Annotated in this window: 12 protein-coding genes, 2 pseudogenes and 1 riboswitch; of the genes and pseudogenes, 5 read left to right on the forward strand and 9 right to left on the reverse strand. The window is 63.2% G+C overall.

The genetic code is table 11. The features are described 5' to 3' along the window. Positions 1-48 precede the first annotated feature (48 nt). From ABIE53_RS13980 to ABIE53_RS13990, 3 genes are all read right to left on the reverse strand, one after another. On the reverse strand, positions 49-606 hold the full coding sequence (locus tag ABIE53_RS13980; protein WP_006052456.1) for a ferritin-like domain-containing protein: 558 nt from the start codon (positions 604-606) through the stop codon (positions 49-51). Positions 607-688: 82 nt separating this feature from the next. Next, entirely contained in the window at positions 689-850 is a 162-nt protein-coding gene (locus tag ABIE53_RS13985; protein WP_006052455.1) for a DUF1328 domain-containing protein, read from the reverse strand. 82 nt (positions 851-932) lie between these two features. Beyond that, positions 933-1,109 (reverse strand): DUF1328 domain-containing protein, encoded by a 177-nt coding sequence (locus ABIE53_RS13990; protein WP_006052454.1) that lies wholly within the window; start codon positions 1,107-1,109, stop codon positions 933-935. A gap of 206 nt (positions 1,110-1,315) precedes the next feature. Here ABIE53_RS13990 and ABIE53_RS13995 point away from each other — a divergent pair. Both ABIE53_RS13995 and ABIE53_RS14000 read left to right on the forward strand, forming a co-directional pair. Continuing rightward, positions 1,316-2,909 (forward strand): annotated as a pseudogene (locus tag ABIE53_RS13995) (sensor histidine kinase). 198 nt (positions 2,910-3,107) lie between these two features. Next, complete coding sequence (locus ABIE53_RS14000) at positions 3,108-3,242, forward strand: entericidin A/B family lipoprotein (protein WP_006052452.1); 135 nt, start codon at positions 3,108-3,110, stop codon at positions 3,240-3,242. 246 nt (positions 3,243-3,488) lie between these two features. On the opposite strand, the gene ABIE53_RS14005 is transcribed toward ABIE53_RS14000, so the two are convergent. Then, the gene (locus tag ABIE53_RS14005; RefSeq protein WP_006052451.1) at positions 3,489-4,283 is read right to left on the reverse strand and encodes a DUF4397 domain-containing protein; all 795 of its coding nucleotides are present in this window, start codon (positions 4,281-4,283) and stop codon (positions 3,489-3,491) included. A gap of 360 nt (positions 4,284-4,643) precedes the next feature. Here ABIE53_RS14005 and ABIE53_RS14010 point away from each other — a divergent pair, with 360 nt between their 5' ends. Next, complete coding sequence (locus ABIE53_RS14010; protein WP_114156263.1) at positions 4,644-6,692, forward strand: NADPH-dependent 2,4-dienoyl-CoA reductase; 2,049 nt, start codon at positions 4,644-4,646, stop codon at positions 6,690-6,692. A gap of 64 nt (positions 6,693-6,756) precedes the next feature. Here the strand turns inward: ABIE53_RS14010 and ABIE53_RS14015 are convergent, their stop codons facing one another. The 5 genes from ABIE53_RS14015 to ABIE53_RS14035 all read right to left on the reverse strand — a co-directional run bounded on the left by ABIE53_RS14015 (position 6,757) and on the right by ABIE53_RS14035 (position 10,774). Beyond that, positions 6,757-7,686 carry an EamA family transporter gene (locus tag ABIE53_RS14015; protein WP_029967574.1) on the reverse strand — a complete coding sequence of 310 codons (930 nt, stop codon included), beginning with the start codon at positions 7,684-7,686 and terminating at the stop codon, positions 6,757-6,759. Between the two features lie 401 nt (positions 7,687-8,087). After that, entirely contained in the window at positions 8,088-8,318 is a 231-nt protein-coding gene (locus ABIE53_RS14020; RefSeq protein ID WP_006052448.1) for a pentapeptide MXKDX repeat protein, read from the reverse strand. 113 nt (positions 8,319-8,431) lie between these two features. After that, positions 8,432-9,223 carry a molybdopterin-dependent oxidoreductase gene (locus ABIE53_RS14025; RefSeq protein ID WP_107706532.1) on the reverse strand — a complete coding sequence of 264 codons (792 nt, stop codon included), beginning with the start codon at positions 9,221-9,223 and terminating at the stop codon, positions 8,432-8,434. Between the two features lie 33 nt (positions 9,224-9,256). Then, a complete protein-coding gene (locus tag ABIE53_RS14030; RefSeq protein WP_192698846.1) occupies positions 9,257-9,895 on the reverse strand; it encodes a cytochrome b/b6 domain-containing protein in 639 nt (212 codons plus the stop codon). 36 nt (positions 9,896-9,931) lie between these two features. Further along, positions 9,932-10,774: a DUF1223 domain-containing protein gene (locus tag ABIE53_RS14035; RefSeq protein WP_114156264.1), complete on the reverse strand. Its 843-nt coding sequence runs from the start codon at positions 10,772-10,774 to the stop codon at positions 9,932-9,934. A gap of 572 nt (positions 10,775-11,346) precedes the next feature. Between ABIE53_RS14035 and ABIE53_RS14040 the strand changes: the two are divergent. Together ABIE53_RS14040 and thiC are read left to right on the forward strand one after the other, a co-directional pair. After that, a pseudogene (locus tag ABIE53_RS14040) lies at positions 11,347-11,767 on the forward strand (GreA/GreB family elongation factor). Between the two features lie 222 nt (positions 11,768-11,989). After that, positions 11,990-12,108, forward strand: a riboswitch (TPP riboswitch). A gap of 131 nt (positions 12,109-12,239) precedes the next feature. After that, the gene (gene thiC / locus ABIE53_RS14045) at positions 12,240-14,171 is read left to right on the forward strand and encodes a phosphomethylpyrimidine synthase ThiC (protein WP_006052443.1); all 1,932 of its coding nucleotides are present in this window, start codon (positions 12,240-12,242) and stop codon (positions 14,169-14,171) included. Positions 14,172-14,351 lie beyond the last annotated feature (180 nt).

Consider the following 14,351-nt stretch of genomic DNA (forward strand, 5'->3'; position numbering starts at 1 on the left):
GTGTTGCGGCCACTACCGCCGGCCGCAAGCTCATACAGCCGCGCCGACTCACTCGCGACCCTCGAGCAGATCGGCCATGTCGTCCGCATGCTCTTCCTCGACGGCGAGAATCTCTTCGAACAGACGCCGCGTCGTGACGTCCTTCTCGCCAAGATAGCGAATGATCTCGCGATAGGTGTCGATGGCAATGCGCTCGGCGACCAGGTTCTCGCGGATCATGTCCGTGAGATTCTCGCCTTCCTTGTACTCGGAATGCGCGCGCGTTTTCAGGCCGTCCGGTGCGAAGTCCGGCTCGCCGCCCAGTTGCACGATGCGCTCGGCGATGCGGTCGGCGTGCTCCTGCTCTTCCGTTGCGTGCTCCGCGAATTCGGCGGCCACCGCCTCGGAGTTGATGCCCTTCGCCATGAAGTGATGCCGCTTGTAACGCAGCGTGCAGACGATCTCCGTCGCGAGCGCGTCGTTGAGCAGCTTCAGCACGGTCTCGCGGTCGGCGCCATAACTTTGCGTGACGGGTCCGTCCGACATGTGCTTGCGGGCGTCGTCGCGAATCTTTTGAATGTCCATCACGAACGGGTCGCTCGACTGGGCGCCAGGTGTGTTCGCCATTGAGTTTCTCCTTTATCCGTATTGAGGGAATGGGCGCATCGCGGACCATGCCCGCGACGCGCCGTTAGAGTCGTGCTCAGATCTACGTTCGGAACACGCCGAGCAGCAGCGTGACCACGAACACGACCAGAAAAATATAGAACAGAATCTTCGCGATTTCGGCCGCGCCCGCCGCGATTCCGGTGAAACCGAACACCGCTGCGATGATCGCGATAACAAAAAAGACGATGGCATAGTGAAGCATGGCGACTCTCCTTCTTGTTGGTATCCGCGTGAATTCTCGTGCGCTGGCGTTGCCTCAAGCGCCGCTAAACATGCAAGCGGCGCTAATCGACAATTTTTTTCGTCACCACAAAGCCGAGCACGAGGAACACCACGCACAGAATCACAAATACGACGAACAGGAACTTCGCAATTGCCGCCGCACCCGCCGCGATGCCGGTAAAGCCAAGAAGGCCGGCGATCAAGGCAATGACGGCGAAGACCAACGCCCACTTCAGCATGATGGCTTCCTCCTGGAACGATGAATGGATCAGGGTTCATGCTATCCATCGGCGGCGGCGGGCGCATTCCGACGCACTCCGGTTTTCGTGTGAGAATCCGCTTACATTGGATTACGGCAGCGTTACGACGAGCCGATTCGCGCACGCGAGCGCTCGCGCGTTGGCGGCGGCGAACGCTACACTGATGGCTGTCCACGGAGCCGAATGTGTCGAACGTGCAGAACGTGCCTGATTTGCCGAACGCAGTCCCGCATGACGCGAAGCAGCAAGCGCAAAGCGAGGCTGGAAGTCGTGCGCAAACCGAAGCGCAATCCGAAACGCAAGCAGAAGCGCAAGCCAGTCCGCAAGCCGCTGCGCAACCGCGCCGCGCCGCCGCGCGTCTAAGCGACTGGATGCGCAGCCGAAGCTGGGCGATCGCGATGACGGTCGCAATCGTGATAACCGTCGGCGGGCTCGTCATTCTGGAGACCGCGCGCGAGCGCATCGCCGCCGAGTATGAGACCGCGCTCGAAGCCCGCGACGTCACCGTGCAACTGAGTGCACTGGCGAGCCAGCTATCGCGTTTGAGCGCGCAGCAAAGCGATTATCTTCTGACGAAGCGCGACGACGCCGCACACGCGTTTTGTGCGACGGCCGCACGCATTCGCGCTAGCGAAGAGCCGCTCGAACGCTTTTACCGCAGTCCCAAAGCGGACAGCGCCGAGCTCGCGAGCTTCACGCAGATTCGTGCGCTGATCGACGCACGCATCGGCGCGGGCGCGGCGGCGTTGCAGCGGGCCGCACCGCATCCATTGGAGCTTGGCGCGTGCGGCAGCACGAGCAGCGAGCAGGCGGTGGACCCGGCGTTCGTCGACAGCACGCTTAGCCTGCTGCGCGATAACGAAGAACGCCGCGCGCAGCATGCGCTCGCCGCGAGCCGCGCCGATCAGCGCATCTCGACGTTGTGCGCGGCGGGACTCTCGGCGCTCAACATCGTGTTGTTCATTCTGCTGTTCCGCAATCTCGGCATTCAGATCGACAGACAGGCGCGCGTGCAGCGTCAATTGATCACCCAGCAAGGCGAACTCGATCAGCTCGTCAATGAACGGACCCGCCAACTCGAGGCGCTCGGCTGGCATTTGCAGGCTGTCAGCGAAAACGAAAAGACGCAGCTTGCGCGCGAGTTGCACGACGAACTGGGCGCGATTCTGACCGCGAGCAAGATGGACGTCGCGTGGGCGAACCGCAAGCTGAAGGACAGCGCTCCCGAGATCGCCGGGAAACTGCAGCGCGCGCTCGCCAATCTGGACCAGGGCATCGCGCTCAAGCGCCGCATCATCGAGGACATGCGGCCCACGGTGCTCGCGAACTTCGGTCTCGTGACCGCGCTGCGCACGCTCGCCGACGAAGCCGCCTCAGCGCAACAACTGGACATTGAACCTGCAGCTTCCCGCAGACGATATCAAGCTCGACGAGCAAACCGAAATCGCGCTCTTTCGCGTCGCGCAGGAATCGCTGACGAACGCGGCGAAATACGCGCGCGCGTCGCAGGTGTCGATCGGTCTGCATATCGGCGAGGGGCAAGTGACGCTCGACATTGCGGACAACGGCGTGGGCATCATGCCTGCGGATTTGAAGCGCACGCACACGCATGGACTGCTCGGCATGCGTCAGCGCGTCGCCGCGCATGGCGGACGATTCGACATACGGCGCGGCGTGCCGAACGGCACCGACATTCATGTCGTGATGCCGAGCGCGAGCACGGCCGCGCAACCGGCCAGCGACGCGGACGCAAACTTAGGCGCGCGGCAGAACGACTAAAAACATCGTTGTAGGAGTGCGCCGACGCGAACACCAGAGCGCACCTACAACAAAATCGCAGCGCAGCCGACAGCGCCGCATGCGCCCTTTTTTTACCATGCAATCAGACCGGATCGACTGGCGCAAGCCACGGTCGGCAGCTAGCAGAGCCGCTAGCGGGACACGTCAACCGATACCTTCTCGACAAGGAGAACTTCCATGAATCGACTGATCGCTTTGCTCCTCATTGCAGGCACGGCCGCGCTCGCCGGCTGCAACACGATGGCAGGTGCCGGCCAGGACATCTCGAAGGGTGGCGACGCCCTCACCAATCAGGCTGAGAAGGCGAAGTAAATCGCTGTTGCTTGAAGCCCTGCGCGTTTGCGGCGCAGGGTGGTTTAGCTGGATGCATCGTCATCATCGAGCCCGCTGCGGGAAACCGCAGTGGGCTTTTTGTTGTGCGTGCTTGTTGAACGTGAGCTGTGCGTTGCCCGTGTTGCCAAAACAAAGCGGCGATCCACTTGCGTGAATCGCCGCCCCGTCCTCCCAGGACTTGCCGCTATGCCGTGCGCTGCGATGCGCGCAGGTTGGCTAGCGAGCTTATGCGCCCGTCAGCGTGTTCGACAACTCGATACTCGGTGTGCTCGTATTGCCGTTCTGCACGATCAGCAGATGAATCTGCCCCACCGCGAGCTGGCTCAGCACACCGCCGATCGGCACCGACGTAATGAGCCAGTCGGCGTTGTTCGACAGCGTGAACGATTGCGACTGGTAGATCGGCGTCTTGCTGCCCGCGGCCGTCGCGATCAGCACATACTGGCCGCCCGATACGTAGATCGAATCCTGGCCGCTCGCCGGCACGGCGTTCTTGAACGCGACGCCCGCCAGGGTCGGCGACACGGTGCTGATGTTGGTGTTGCCCGCCTGCACGAGATACAGGTCGAGATTCGGCGCGTTGCCCGATGCGTTGAAGCCGCGCACGCGCGCGCTGTTCGACAGAAGGCCCTTGTCGAACGGATCGTCGATCAGGCCGATGTCCGCCGCTGCGGTGCCGGGCAACGCGAGCACCGTATATTCGTGGCCCTTCGAGACGTTCGGGAAATTGCCGCTCGCGAGCGCGGTCTTGGTGCCGGTCGCCGCATAAGCAACATTCGTCGAACCCGTGTTGATGTTCGTGAAGTTCGTCACGCCCTTGTACGAGATATTCGTCTGTCCGGACGGCGCGTTGCCGTTGACGAGAAAGTCCACTGCCGGTCCGCTCGGGATCGCATGCACGAAATGGATTTGCGGGTTCGTCAGACCCAGTTCCTTGCCTACGTCGTCGGAGCCTCCGCCGCATGCACTCAGCACGGATGCAACGGCAATCATGGCCGCCATGGTTCTAATCAGTTTCATTCTGTTCACCTATATCGATGTCGGGCTCGTGGCCCATTCATATGCGGGCGCACACTCTGGACGCCGCCATCTGAAACCGTGTTCGGCAATGATTCGAACGGTCTCGTTTTGGCTGTCCTCGGCGAAGCACTCCCTCCTATCCCTGCACGCAACGCCCTGTTTTAAAGGCGCGGCGCGGTCCATGTCGATGGACGCACCCAATGAGCAATGGCTGTGCCGCGATCATCGAATTGGCTTATCGCGGCGCGCGAATGTCTTACGGGGCAACATGCGGCGAGCATTAGAAGCTTTCCTCAGATGGTGAGCCCGAGCGCGCGGTGTATCGTTCGTGCGCACCCCATACTTACAACGGCAGCCTGTATGTCTTACCAACGCTTACTCGCGGAACTCGACCTCGGCTTTACCCGCTTGCGCAATCGCGTCGTGATGGGGTCCATGCATACGGGCATGGAAGACCGCTTCTGGAATTATCCGAAGCTCGCCGAGTACTTCCGCGAGCGCGCGAAGGGCGGCGTCGGCCTCATCATCACCGGCGGCATCTCGCCGAATCGCGAAGGATGGCTGCTGCCCTTCGGCGGTACGCTCAACTCGGTATTCGATCTGCGCAATCATCGGCGGCTTACGCAAGCGGTTCACGAAGAAGGCGGCAAGATCGCGCTGCAGATCCTGCACGCAGGACGTTATGGGTATCAGCCGTTCGTTGTGTCCGCATCGGCATTGAAGTCGCCTATTTCGAAGTTCAAGCCGCGCGCGCTCAGCATCGCCGGCATTCAGAAGACCGTGCGCGATTACGCGCGCTGCGCGCGGCTCGCTCAGCGCGCGGGCTATGACGGCATCGAGATCATGGGCAGCGAAGGCTATCTGCTCAACCAGTTCCTCTGCCCGCGCACCAACCGGCGCACGGACCGTTACGGCGGCAGCATCGAAAACCGCATGCGGCTCGCGTGCGAGATTGTCGAGCGGGTGCGTGAGACGTGCGGCGAGCGCTTCATCGTGGTGTATCGGCTTTCGCTGATCGACCTCGTGGAAGGCGGCAATACATGGGATGAAACCGTGCAGGTCGCACGCGCGCTCGAAGCGGCCGGCGTGACGATATTCAACACAGGAATCGGCTGGCATGAGGCGCGTGTGCCGACCATCGTCACCTCGGTGCCGCGCGCCGCGTTTGCCGCGTTGAGCGCGCGGCTGAAGGCCGCCGTGACAGTGCCGGTGATCGTCTCGAACCGCATCAACACGCCCGACGTCGCCGAAGCCTTGCTCGCCGACGGCGCGGGCGATCTGGTTTCGATGGCAAGACCGCTGCTCGCCGATCCCGAGTTCGTGCTGAAAACCGCCGAGGGACGCACGCACGAAATCAACACCTGTATCGCGTGCAATCAGGCCTGTCTCGATCATACGTTCAGGAATCAGCGCGCGACCTGCCTCGTCAATCCGCGCGCCGGACGCGAAACCGAACTCGTGTACCGGCCGCTCGCGGGTTCGCAGAAAGTGCGCTCTATTGCGGTGGTCGGCGCGGGGCCGGCGGGATTGTCGGCGGCGACGGTGGCGGCGTCGCGCGGGCATCGCGTGACGCTGTTCGATGCGGCCGCAACCATCGGCGGTCAGTTCAATCTCGCGATGCGCGTGCCGGGCAAGGAAGAGTTCAGCGAGACGATCCGCTATTTTCAGAGCCAGCTCGAGCGGCATCGCGTCGACGTGCGGCTCGGCACGCGCGTCGACGCCGCGCTGCTCGCCGCGGGCGCTTACGATGACATCGTGATCGCGACCGGCATCGTGCCGCGGCGGCCGGCGATCGCGGGCATCGACGCGCCCAATGTTCTGTCGTATGTCGACGTGCTGCGCGGTGCGCCGGTGGGCGGCCGCGTCGCGGTGATCGGCGCGGGCGGCATCGGCTTCGACGTCAGCGAGTTTTTGCTGCATCGCGCGGACGAACCGCTGCCGCTGCCGCGCGACGCGTGGCTCGACGAATGGGGCGTCGATCTGTCTGTCAGCGAACCCGGCGGCCTGAAGCCGCCCGCGCCCGCGCGTCCGCCGCGGCAGATCTGGTTACTGCAGCGCAAGGCGGGCAAGCTCGGTGCGGGGCTCGGCAAGACGTCGGGCTGGGTGCATCGCGCGACGCTCGCGAGAAACGGCGTGAAGATGCTGGACGGCGTGTCGTATCTGGAAGCGGGCGCGCGCGGTTTGAAGATCGCGCGCGGCGGCGTCGAGCAATGGCTGGAGGTCGACCATATCGTCGTATGTGCAGGGCAGGAGTCGCTGCGCGATTTGCATCCGCTGGAGTCTGCACGAGAAAAATCGGCGGATGCGGGCGGTCCGCGTTTTCATGTGATCGGTGGAGCCGCGCTCGCGACCGAACTCGATGCGAAGCGCGCGATTCGCGAAGGCGCTGAACTGGCCGCGCGGCTTTAAAGCGCCAACGTGGCCCGCGCTTTTCCATAAGCGCCGTGCTCCCGTTCGTGCGCAGTCTCGCGCATCACGCGAGCGCTTTCTTTCGATAATCGAGCCAGAAAGACAACCCCACGCTGACGAGGATCACGACGGTCGCGATGACCGTCGAATGCGTAACGGGCTCGCCGAGCAGCAACGCGCCGAGCGCGACCGCCACCACCGGATTCACATACATGCAACTGCTCGCGATGATCGGGCTCGTGTGCCGTATCAGGAAACCATAGGCAACGTAGGCCGCCATCGTGCCGATCAGCATCAGGTAGATGAACGCCAGCACCGGCAGAAAATGCACTTCGAGCATGCGTTCGCCCGAGACCCACGCGACCATCGTCGACATCGCGCCGCCCAGGCCGATTTGCAGCGACGTCGATAGAAACAGGTCGGACGGCAACTTGAGACGGCCGGCGAGATGCGCGCCGCCCGCCCAGAAGAGCGCGCCGCACAGAATCGCGAGACTGCCGCCCGCCGAGCCGGGCGTGTCGTCGCCGTGACTCAGGATCGCGATGCCGACGAGCCCGAGCCCCACCGCGAACCACTCGCCTCTGCCGATCTTCCGCCCCGCCACCGCCGCGATCACCGTCGCGAAGAGCGGCACGGTCGCGACCATCACCGCCGCCGTGCCGGTGCCGACCGTGCGCATGCCATACGCGAGCATGCCGCTCGACAGGCCGACGAGCATCGTGCCGACGAGCCCGGCGTTGCGGATTTCGGCGGCGCTCGGCCACACCGGATTGCGGCGCGCCGCAAACGCGAATAGCCCGACGCCCGCGAACAGATTGCGCAGGCCGGACATCAGCAAAGGCGGGAACGAGCCGAGCGCGACGTGCACCGCGAGATAAGTCGAGCCCCATACGAGATAGACGACGCCGAGCGCGAGCGCGATCTGTCCGTTGCGCGATTGCGGCAAACGGATCGGAAAACCACGAGAAAACCAGCCTGGAAGTTCCTGCGACATGTCGTCAACGCACCGGCGCCGTTCGAGCTTCCCGCTGTGGGGACGGCGGACACCGCATCGGCGATGCGGTCAAACGGGCGAGGCTGGCGGACATGGTGGTGGAGCGAAAGACGATGGTTGGCTAACAGAGAGAGCCATACGGGAACCGCGGTGCCGGTCCGGTTGATCCGGTAGTTCCGGCCGATTCGCGGCTCGCGCGCCAAATGCACGGCGCGCATCGCATTATGCAGTAAGCGCCCACCGCGCCAGGCGAAAGAATCGTAACTTTTGGTGCACACGCAACAAAAAGCCGGGGCAGACGGCACCCCGGCTCTCAGTCTAAGAATCGCGCCGCGTATAGCGGCTATGCAGCGGGCATCGGCCCAGACACGCGCGTCGGCGCGTCGGGCCTCTGCCTGCGCTCAGTTGCTCATCGCGCCCGACGCCTCGTGCTTCATGCCCATCGCGTCGCCCTTTTTCATCTTGTCGTGCTTCATCGTGTCCTTTTTCATGTGGTCTTTCGACATCGAATCCTTGGACATCGTGTCATGCGACATCGCATCGTTGGACATGGCGCCGCTCGCCTGGGCGAACGCGGCGCCGCCGCTCATCAAAAGGGCGACGGCTGCTGCTGCGATTGCAATCTTTTTCATGGGATAACTCCGTTTGTAGTTGATGAATCGAACCGGCTGTAGCCGGCGTATTTCCGAAGCTTCTGCCGCCCGAGGTCGCGCACGCGCGCGGCGCATGCGGCGACCCGCGCGCGTCAGGAGCCTCCGAACCAGTTGTAGCCCTGATCGACCCAATAGCCGCCAGGATACGTGTTGGTGACGAACATCTCGACGATGTGCTTCGGATTCTTGTAGCCGAGCTTGGTCGGCATGCGCAGCTTCATCGGGAAGCCGTATTTCGCGGGGAGGCGCTCGCCGTCGTAGGAAAACGTGAGCAGCGTCTGCGGATGCAGCGCGGTCGGCATGTCGATGCTTTCGTAGTAATCGTCCGCGCATTTGAAGCCGACGTACTTCGCGCTCGTATCCGCGCCGATGCGCCGCAGAAACTCGCCGAACGGCGTGCCGCCCCAGCGGCCGATCGCGCTCCACCCTTCCACGCAGATGTGCCGCGTGATCTGCTCGGCGTGCGGCAGCGCGTACAACTCGGGCAAGGTCCACACGCGCTGACCCGTGACGAGTCCGCCGATCTTCAGCGTGTAGCCGGACGCGTCGACCTGCGGCACTTCGTCGATGCCGTAGTACGCGTTGAATGGAAACGGCCGCGTGATTTGCGCTTCGGTATACGTCGGCGCCAACTGCTTCGGATCGAACAGCGCGGCTTGCGCGCGATCGTTCAGACGCGACACGGCCGTCAGGAACTTGTTGACGGAGTCGTCGTCGGTGAGCGAGCAGCCTGTGAGCAGCGACAATCCGCCGAGCGACAACAACTGCTTGCCGAACAGACGCCGCGACGGAATCGACAGCTCGCGTCTCGCATCAATCAGAATCGACTCGCGGTCCAGTTTGCCGGCGGCTTTTGCCGGCAGTTTGTCAGATGGCTTATCCATGATTCGGTATCCGTAACATTTCGAACGTTGGGCTCAGCGGCCGCCCAACATCGCGAGGAGCGAACGCGGCACGAGCGCGACCATCGCGAGATGCACGACGATGAACGCGGCCATCAGCGCCATCGCGCAGAAATGGACGATGCGTGCGTTGTCGTAGCCGCCCATCAGTTCGCGCAGCAGCGGAAACTGCACCGACTTCCAGATCGCGAGGCCCGACAGCACCAGCACGATCAGATCGACAACCACGAACAGGTAGGCCAATCTCTGCACCGCGTTGTAGACCCGCAAGTCGGCGTGCGAGAGCTTGCCCGTCAACGCGGCGATGAAATCGCGCCACACCGCGCGCGGCGAGATCGGGAAAAACTTGCGCACGAAGCGTCCGCTCGCGAGATTCATCGCGAGATAAATCAGGCCGTTGAAGACCAGCAGCCACATCGCGGCGAAGTGCCATTGCAGCGCGCCGCCGAGCCAGCCGCCGAGCGTGATTTCCGTCGGAAAACGAAACCAGGCGAAGACCGGCGACGCGTCGTAAATGCGCCAGCCGGACAGCATCATCACGATCGCGGCGAGTGCGTTGAGCCAATGCGTGACGCGCACCCACAGCGGATGGATTGCGCCGCTCGCGGGCGTGGCAGGCGGCGCGTTGCCGCGAACGACGTGAGGCGTGGCCATGAGACTCTCCTGTGATTTGCGGCGTGCGTCGTGCGTTCAATGGCAGAGCGGTAGATCGGCCACTTGCAGCACGTCGCCCGTTGCAGCGTTTTCGACGAAGGCGACGACGCCGAATTTATCGACTGACGGATTGGCGTTTGCGCTCGCATCCGCACCGTCGAGCCGTATATCGCGGCGAATCTGCAGCTTGCCGCCGACGAGCGGCACCGGCCCGATCCACTGCCGCACCACTCTCTCGTGATGCAAGGTTGCGCCGCGGTTTTCTCCTGCGCCGACCTGCGAGCTCAGCGCGTTTTCATAGACGGCGACGTAGGCGTCGAGCCGTGCTGCGCTATCGGCAGTCCGGCTGTCGAAGCGGGCCGCGAGATCGAACGCGCCGCCTGGCTGCGGCTTGATGTCGAGCGCGATGTTGGCTTGCGCCGGCTCGGCGATCAGCTTGTCGACGCGGCTTTGGAAACTGTCCTGCTGCGACCACGTCCGCAACTCGCGTCCGCCGACGAACACTTCAGGCGTATAGATCGTGTGGCCGCCGGCAAGATCGGTAAGCGTCTGCTGACGCTCGGTGAAACGGTGCTGCGAGAAACGGTCCGTCCAACCGAGACCGTTCCAGTAGTCGACGTGCAACGCCAGCGGCACGACGCTTCGCGTGGCGCCGCTGTTCTTCCATTGACCGAGCCATGCGTCCGCGGGCGGACAGCTATTGCAGCCTTCGCTGCTGTAAAGCTCGACGAGCGCGACGCGATGGGCGGGACTGCGCGCGCTGCACATCGCACTCGCCGCGCTCACGAGGCCGCTCGCGCACAACAACGCGAGCGCGGCAACGAGTGCGACGGCCCGCTTGAACGGCCGATGCGCCCGGCGTTTGATGACTGTTTGCATGACGTGCTCCGATCAGGATCTGCACGTTTGTCGAAGCGCGTCGCCGGTTATGACACCGCGCCGCAAATTTTTTTCGCCCGTTTGTTTTGTGTTGTTTGCGGCGGCGTCCACGCGTGCTTGCGCGATGTCGCCAACTTTCTACACTGCGACTTACAACAACGAAATGTCCGCCAAGGTCGCTGAAAGACGCCGTGCTAACATGCTTGTGTCGATCGCGCCGCTTTGCTGTGGTCTTCTCATGACTCTGTTTTCAAGCGGCGCGCCACCCACTTCATTCGATAACCGCCGGCCACTCATGCGCTTCCCGACTTCCCGTGCCTTCACCCGCTTGCGCCCTCGTGGCGCAACCGGCTGCGCGCGCGTGGAACTCGCGCCGCAAAGGGCCGGCGAACCGTCGCGAACGCTTCTGCCGGCAACGGTTCCGCTTCTCGCCGCCCGGCACCCCGACTGACGCAGCCTGCTCCTTGCCTGAAGCTGCGTCGTCCCTCAAGGGACTGTCGGAGCGCCGGGCCGATCCCATCCGCATGACCTATTCTCGTACAGAGATTGCAGATCGAATTGGAGTAGCCGCCGTGAAGACGACCAGAAGGACCAAGCAGTGTTACCTCACCGAACTCGACGTCGCGCGTCTTGAGAAGCACGCCGCCGCGCCCGGCGCGAACGCCCGTTTTCAGGAGATGCTCGACGACGTACTGGAGCGCGCCGTGATCGTGGACTCCCGCGAAATTCCGGGCGAACGTGGTCACGATGAACTCGCAGGCCACGCTCGTCGACGAAAGCAGCGGCGAGCAGATGACGTGGACGGTCGTCTATCCGCCCGAAGCCGACTTCGCTCATGGCCGCCTGAATGTTTTTTCGCCGGTGGGCCTCGCGCTGCTCGGCGCGAAGCGCGGCGAGCACATTCACTTCATGCCGCCGAGCGGCGCCGAAAAAGTGCTGAAGCTCGAGAAAATCCTGTATCAGCCGGAAGCTGCGGACGACTTCACGCGTTAAGCAACCCGTGCCGGTGCTGCGGCGCGTCATAGCGTGCTGCATTCTGCGTTCTGCGTTCTGCATGCCGCGTCACTACAAGCATAGTGCGCAAATCGCGCATGCGAGAGCGCAGCGATTCTCCGCCCGCAGCCGCCGAAGCAAACCACCGCGCGCTGCCCCGCATTAGCACTCACGCATCGCGCGCGGGTTGCCAAGCAGCGCCCGCCCGGTGTATCGTGTGCGCTGCTAACGCGGGGGTCCTGCGTTGCACGGAAGTCGGAGGTCCGTGCCACGTGGGTGAGAAATACCCTTTGAACCTGATCTGGATAATGCCAGCGCAGGGAAGCGTACGGATTTCGCAGCCAGTCTCTAGCCTCACCTCTCGCGAATTCCGACTACTTCCATCTCGTCTCCTGCTTAGCGGCCCCACATTGAATGGGACCGGAGCAAGGCGTCATTGCGCTTAACTCCGGCCGACACACGGAGAACATGCATGAACGCCAATCCGAAGTTCCTTTCCGCCGACGCCCACGTCGATGAAGCCGCCGTCGCGCCGCTGCCCAACTCACGCAAGGTCTACGTGACGGGCTCGCGTCCCGACATCCGCGTGCCGATGCGCGAGATCAGCCAGGCGGATACGCCCGACAGCTTCGGCGGCGAAAAGAATCCGCCGGTCTATGTCTACGATACGTCGGGCCCCTACTCCGATCCGGACGCGAAGATCGACATTCGCGCCGGCTTGCCCGCACTGCGTCAGCGCTGGATCGAGGAACGCGGCGACACGGAAGCGTTGACGGGTCTGTCGAGCGACTTCAGCCGCGAACGCGCGGCCGACACGGCCACCGCCGACCTGCGCTTCCAGGGCCTGCATCGCACGCCGCGCCGCGCGATCCCCGGCAAGAACGTTTCGCAGATGCACTACGCGCGTAAAGGCATCATCACGCCGGAGATGGAATACATCGCGATCCGCGAAAACCAGCGCCGCGCCGAGTATCTGGAGAGCCTGAAGACGAGCGGCCCGAACGGCGAAAAGCTCGCCGCGATGATGGGCCGCCAGCATCCGGGCCAGGCGTTCGGTGCAAGCGCGTTCGGTCCGAACGGCGTCACCGAAATCACGCCGGAATTCGTGCGCGAAGAAGTGGCGCGCGGCCGCGCGATTATTCCGAACAACATCAATCACCCGGAAAGCGAGCCGATGATCATCGGTCGTAACTTCCTCGTGAAGGTGAATGCGAACATCGGCAACTCGGCGGTGACGTCTTCGATCGGCGAGGAAGTCGACAAGATGACGTGGGCGATCCGCTGGGGCGGCGACACGGTGATGGATCTGTCCACCGGCAAGCACATTCACGAAACGCGCGAGTGGATCATCCGCAATTCGCCGGTGCCGATCGGCACGGTGCCGATCTATCAGGCGCTCGAAAAGGTCAACGGCAAGGCCGAAGACCTGACGTGGGAAATCTTCCGCGACACGCTGATCGAGCAGGCTGAACAGGGCGTCGATTACTTCACGATTCACGCGGGCGTGCGTCTGCAATACGTGCCGCTGACGGCGAAGCGCATGACCGGCATCGTGTCGCGCGGCGGCTCGATCATGGCGAAGTGGTGCCTCGCGCATCACAAGGAAAGCTTCCTGTACGAGCATTTCGAAGACATTTGCGAAATCATGAAGGCGTATGACGTGGCCTTCTCGCTCGGCGACGGCTTGCGCCCCGGTTCCATTTACGACGCGAACGATGAAGCGCAGCTCGGCGAACTGAAGACGCTCGGCGAACTCACGCAGATCGCGTGGAAGCACGACGTGCAGACGATGATCGAAGGCCCCGGCCACGTGCCGATGCAGTTGATCAAGGAGAACATGGACCTGCAACTGGAATGGTGCGACGAAGCGCCGTTCTACACGCTCGGGCCGCTCACCACCGACATCGCGCCGGGTTACGACCACATTACGTCGGGCATCGGCGCGGCGATGATCGGCTGGTTCGGCACGGCCATGCTCTGCTACGTCACGCCGAAGGAACACCTCGGCTTGCCGAACAAGGACGACGTGAAGACCGGCATCATCACGTACAAGCTCGCCGCGCATGCCGCCGATCTGGCGAAGGGTCATCCGGGCGCGCAGGTGCGTGACAATGCGCTCTCGAAGGCGCGCTTCGAATTCCGTTGGGAAGACCAGTTCAACCTCGGCCTCGATCCGGACAAGGCGCGCGAATTCCACGACGAAACGCTGCCGAAAGATTCCGCGAAGGTCGCGCATTTCTGCTCGATGTGCGGCCCGCACTTCTGCTCGATGAAGATCACGCAGGACGTGCGCGAGTTCGCCGCGCAGCAAGGCGTCACCGACGACGAAGCGCTGAAGAAAGGCATGGAAGTGAAGTCGATCGAGTTCATGAAGAAAGGCGCTGAGATTTATCAGCGGCAGTGATGCGTTCGCGCATCGCGTGGGACGCATGCCGTCGCCCACTCGATGCGCGCGCAACCTTCCGCCACGCAAAAGCCCGCGCTTGCGGGCTTTTTTTCGTCCATAGGTCAGGCACACGCGATGCTGCAAACAGGGAAACATTTGATTACGAAACCGTCAGTCTGCTGACAACCGCATACATCT

The sequence above is a fragment of the Paraburkholderia sp. OAS925 genome, from assembly GCF_040543975.1.
Classification (GTDB): domain Bacteria; phylum Pseudomonadota; class Gammaproteobacteria; order Burkholderiales; family Burkholderiaceae; genus Paraburkholderia; species Paraburkholderia graminis.

Excerpts from the sequence above, each read along its gene's own strand:
- ABIE53_RS13980 (WP_006052456.1), bottom strand. The coding sequence starts at position 606 with ATGGCGAACACACCTGGCGCCCAGTCGAGCGACCCGTTCGTGATGGAC.
- ABIE53_RS13985 (WP_006052455.1), bottom strand. The coding sequence starts at position 850 with ATGCTTCACTATGCCATCGTCTTTTTTGTTATCGCGATCATCGCAGCG.
- ABIE53_RS13990 (WP_006052454.1), bottom strand. The coding sequence starts at position 1,109 with ATGCTGAAGTGGGCGTTGGTCTTCGCCGTCATTGCCTTGATCGCCGGC.
- ABIE53_RS14000 (WP_006052452.1), top strand. The coding sequence starts at position 3,108 with ATGAATCGACTGATCGCTTTGCTCCTCATTGCAGGCACGGCCGCGCTC.
- ABIE53_RS14005 (WP_006052451.1), bottom strand. The coding sequence starts at position 4,283 with ATGAAACTGATTAGAACCATGGCGGCCATGATTGCCGTTGCATCCGTG.
- ABIE53_RS14010 (WP_114156263.1), top strand. The coding sequence starts at position 4,644 with ATGTCTTACCAACGCTTACTCGCGGAACTCGACCTCGGCTTTACCCGC.
- ABIE53_RS14015 (WP_029967574.1), bottom strand. The coding sequence starts at position 7,686 with ATGTCGCAGGAACTTCCAGGCTGGTTTTCTCGTGGTTTTCCGATCCGT.
- ABIE53_RS14020 (WP_006052448.1), bottom strand. The coding sequence starts at position 8,318 with ATGAAAAAGATTGCAATCGCAGCAGCAGCCGTCGCCCTTTTGATGAGC.
- ABIE53_RS14025 (WP_107706532.1), bottom strand. The coding sequence starts at position 9,223 with ATGGATAAGCCATCTGACAAACTGCCGGCAAAAGCCGCCGGCAAACTG.
- ABIE53_RS14030 (WP_192698846.1), bottom strand. The coding sequence starts at position 9,895 with ATGGCCACGCCTCACGTCGTTCGCGGCAACGCGCCGCCTGCCACGCCC.
- ABIE53_RS14035 (WP_114156264.1), bottom strand. The coding sequence starts at position 10,774 with ATGCAAACAGTCATCAAACGCCGGGCGCATCGGCCGTTCAAGCGGGCC.
- thiC (WP_006052443.1), top strand. The coding sequence starts at position 12,240 with ATGAACGCCAATCCGAAGTTCCTTTCCGCCGACGCCCACGTCGATGAA.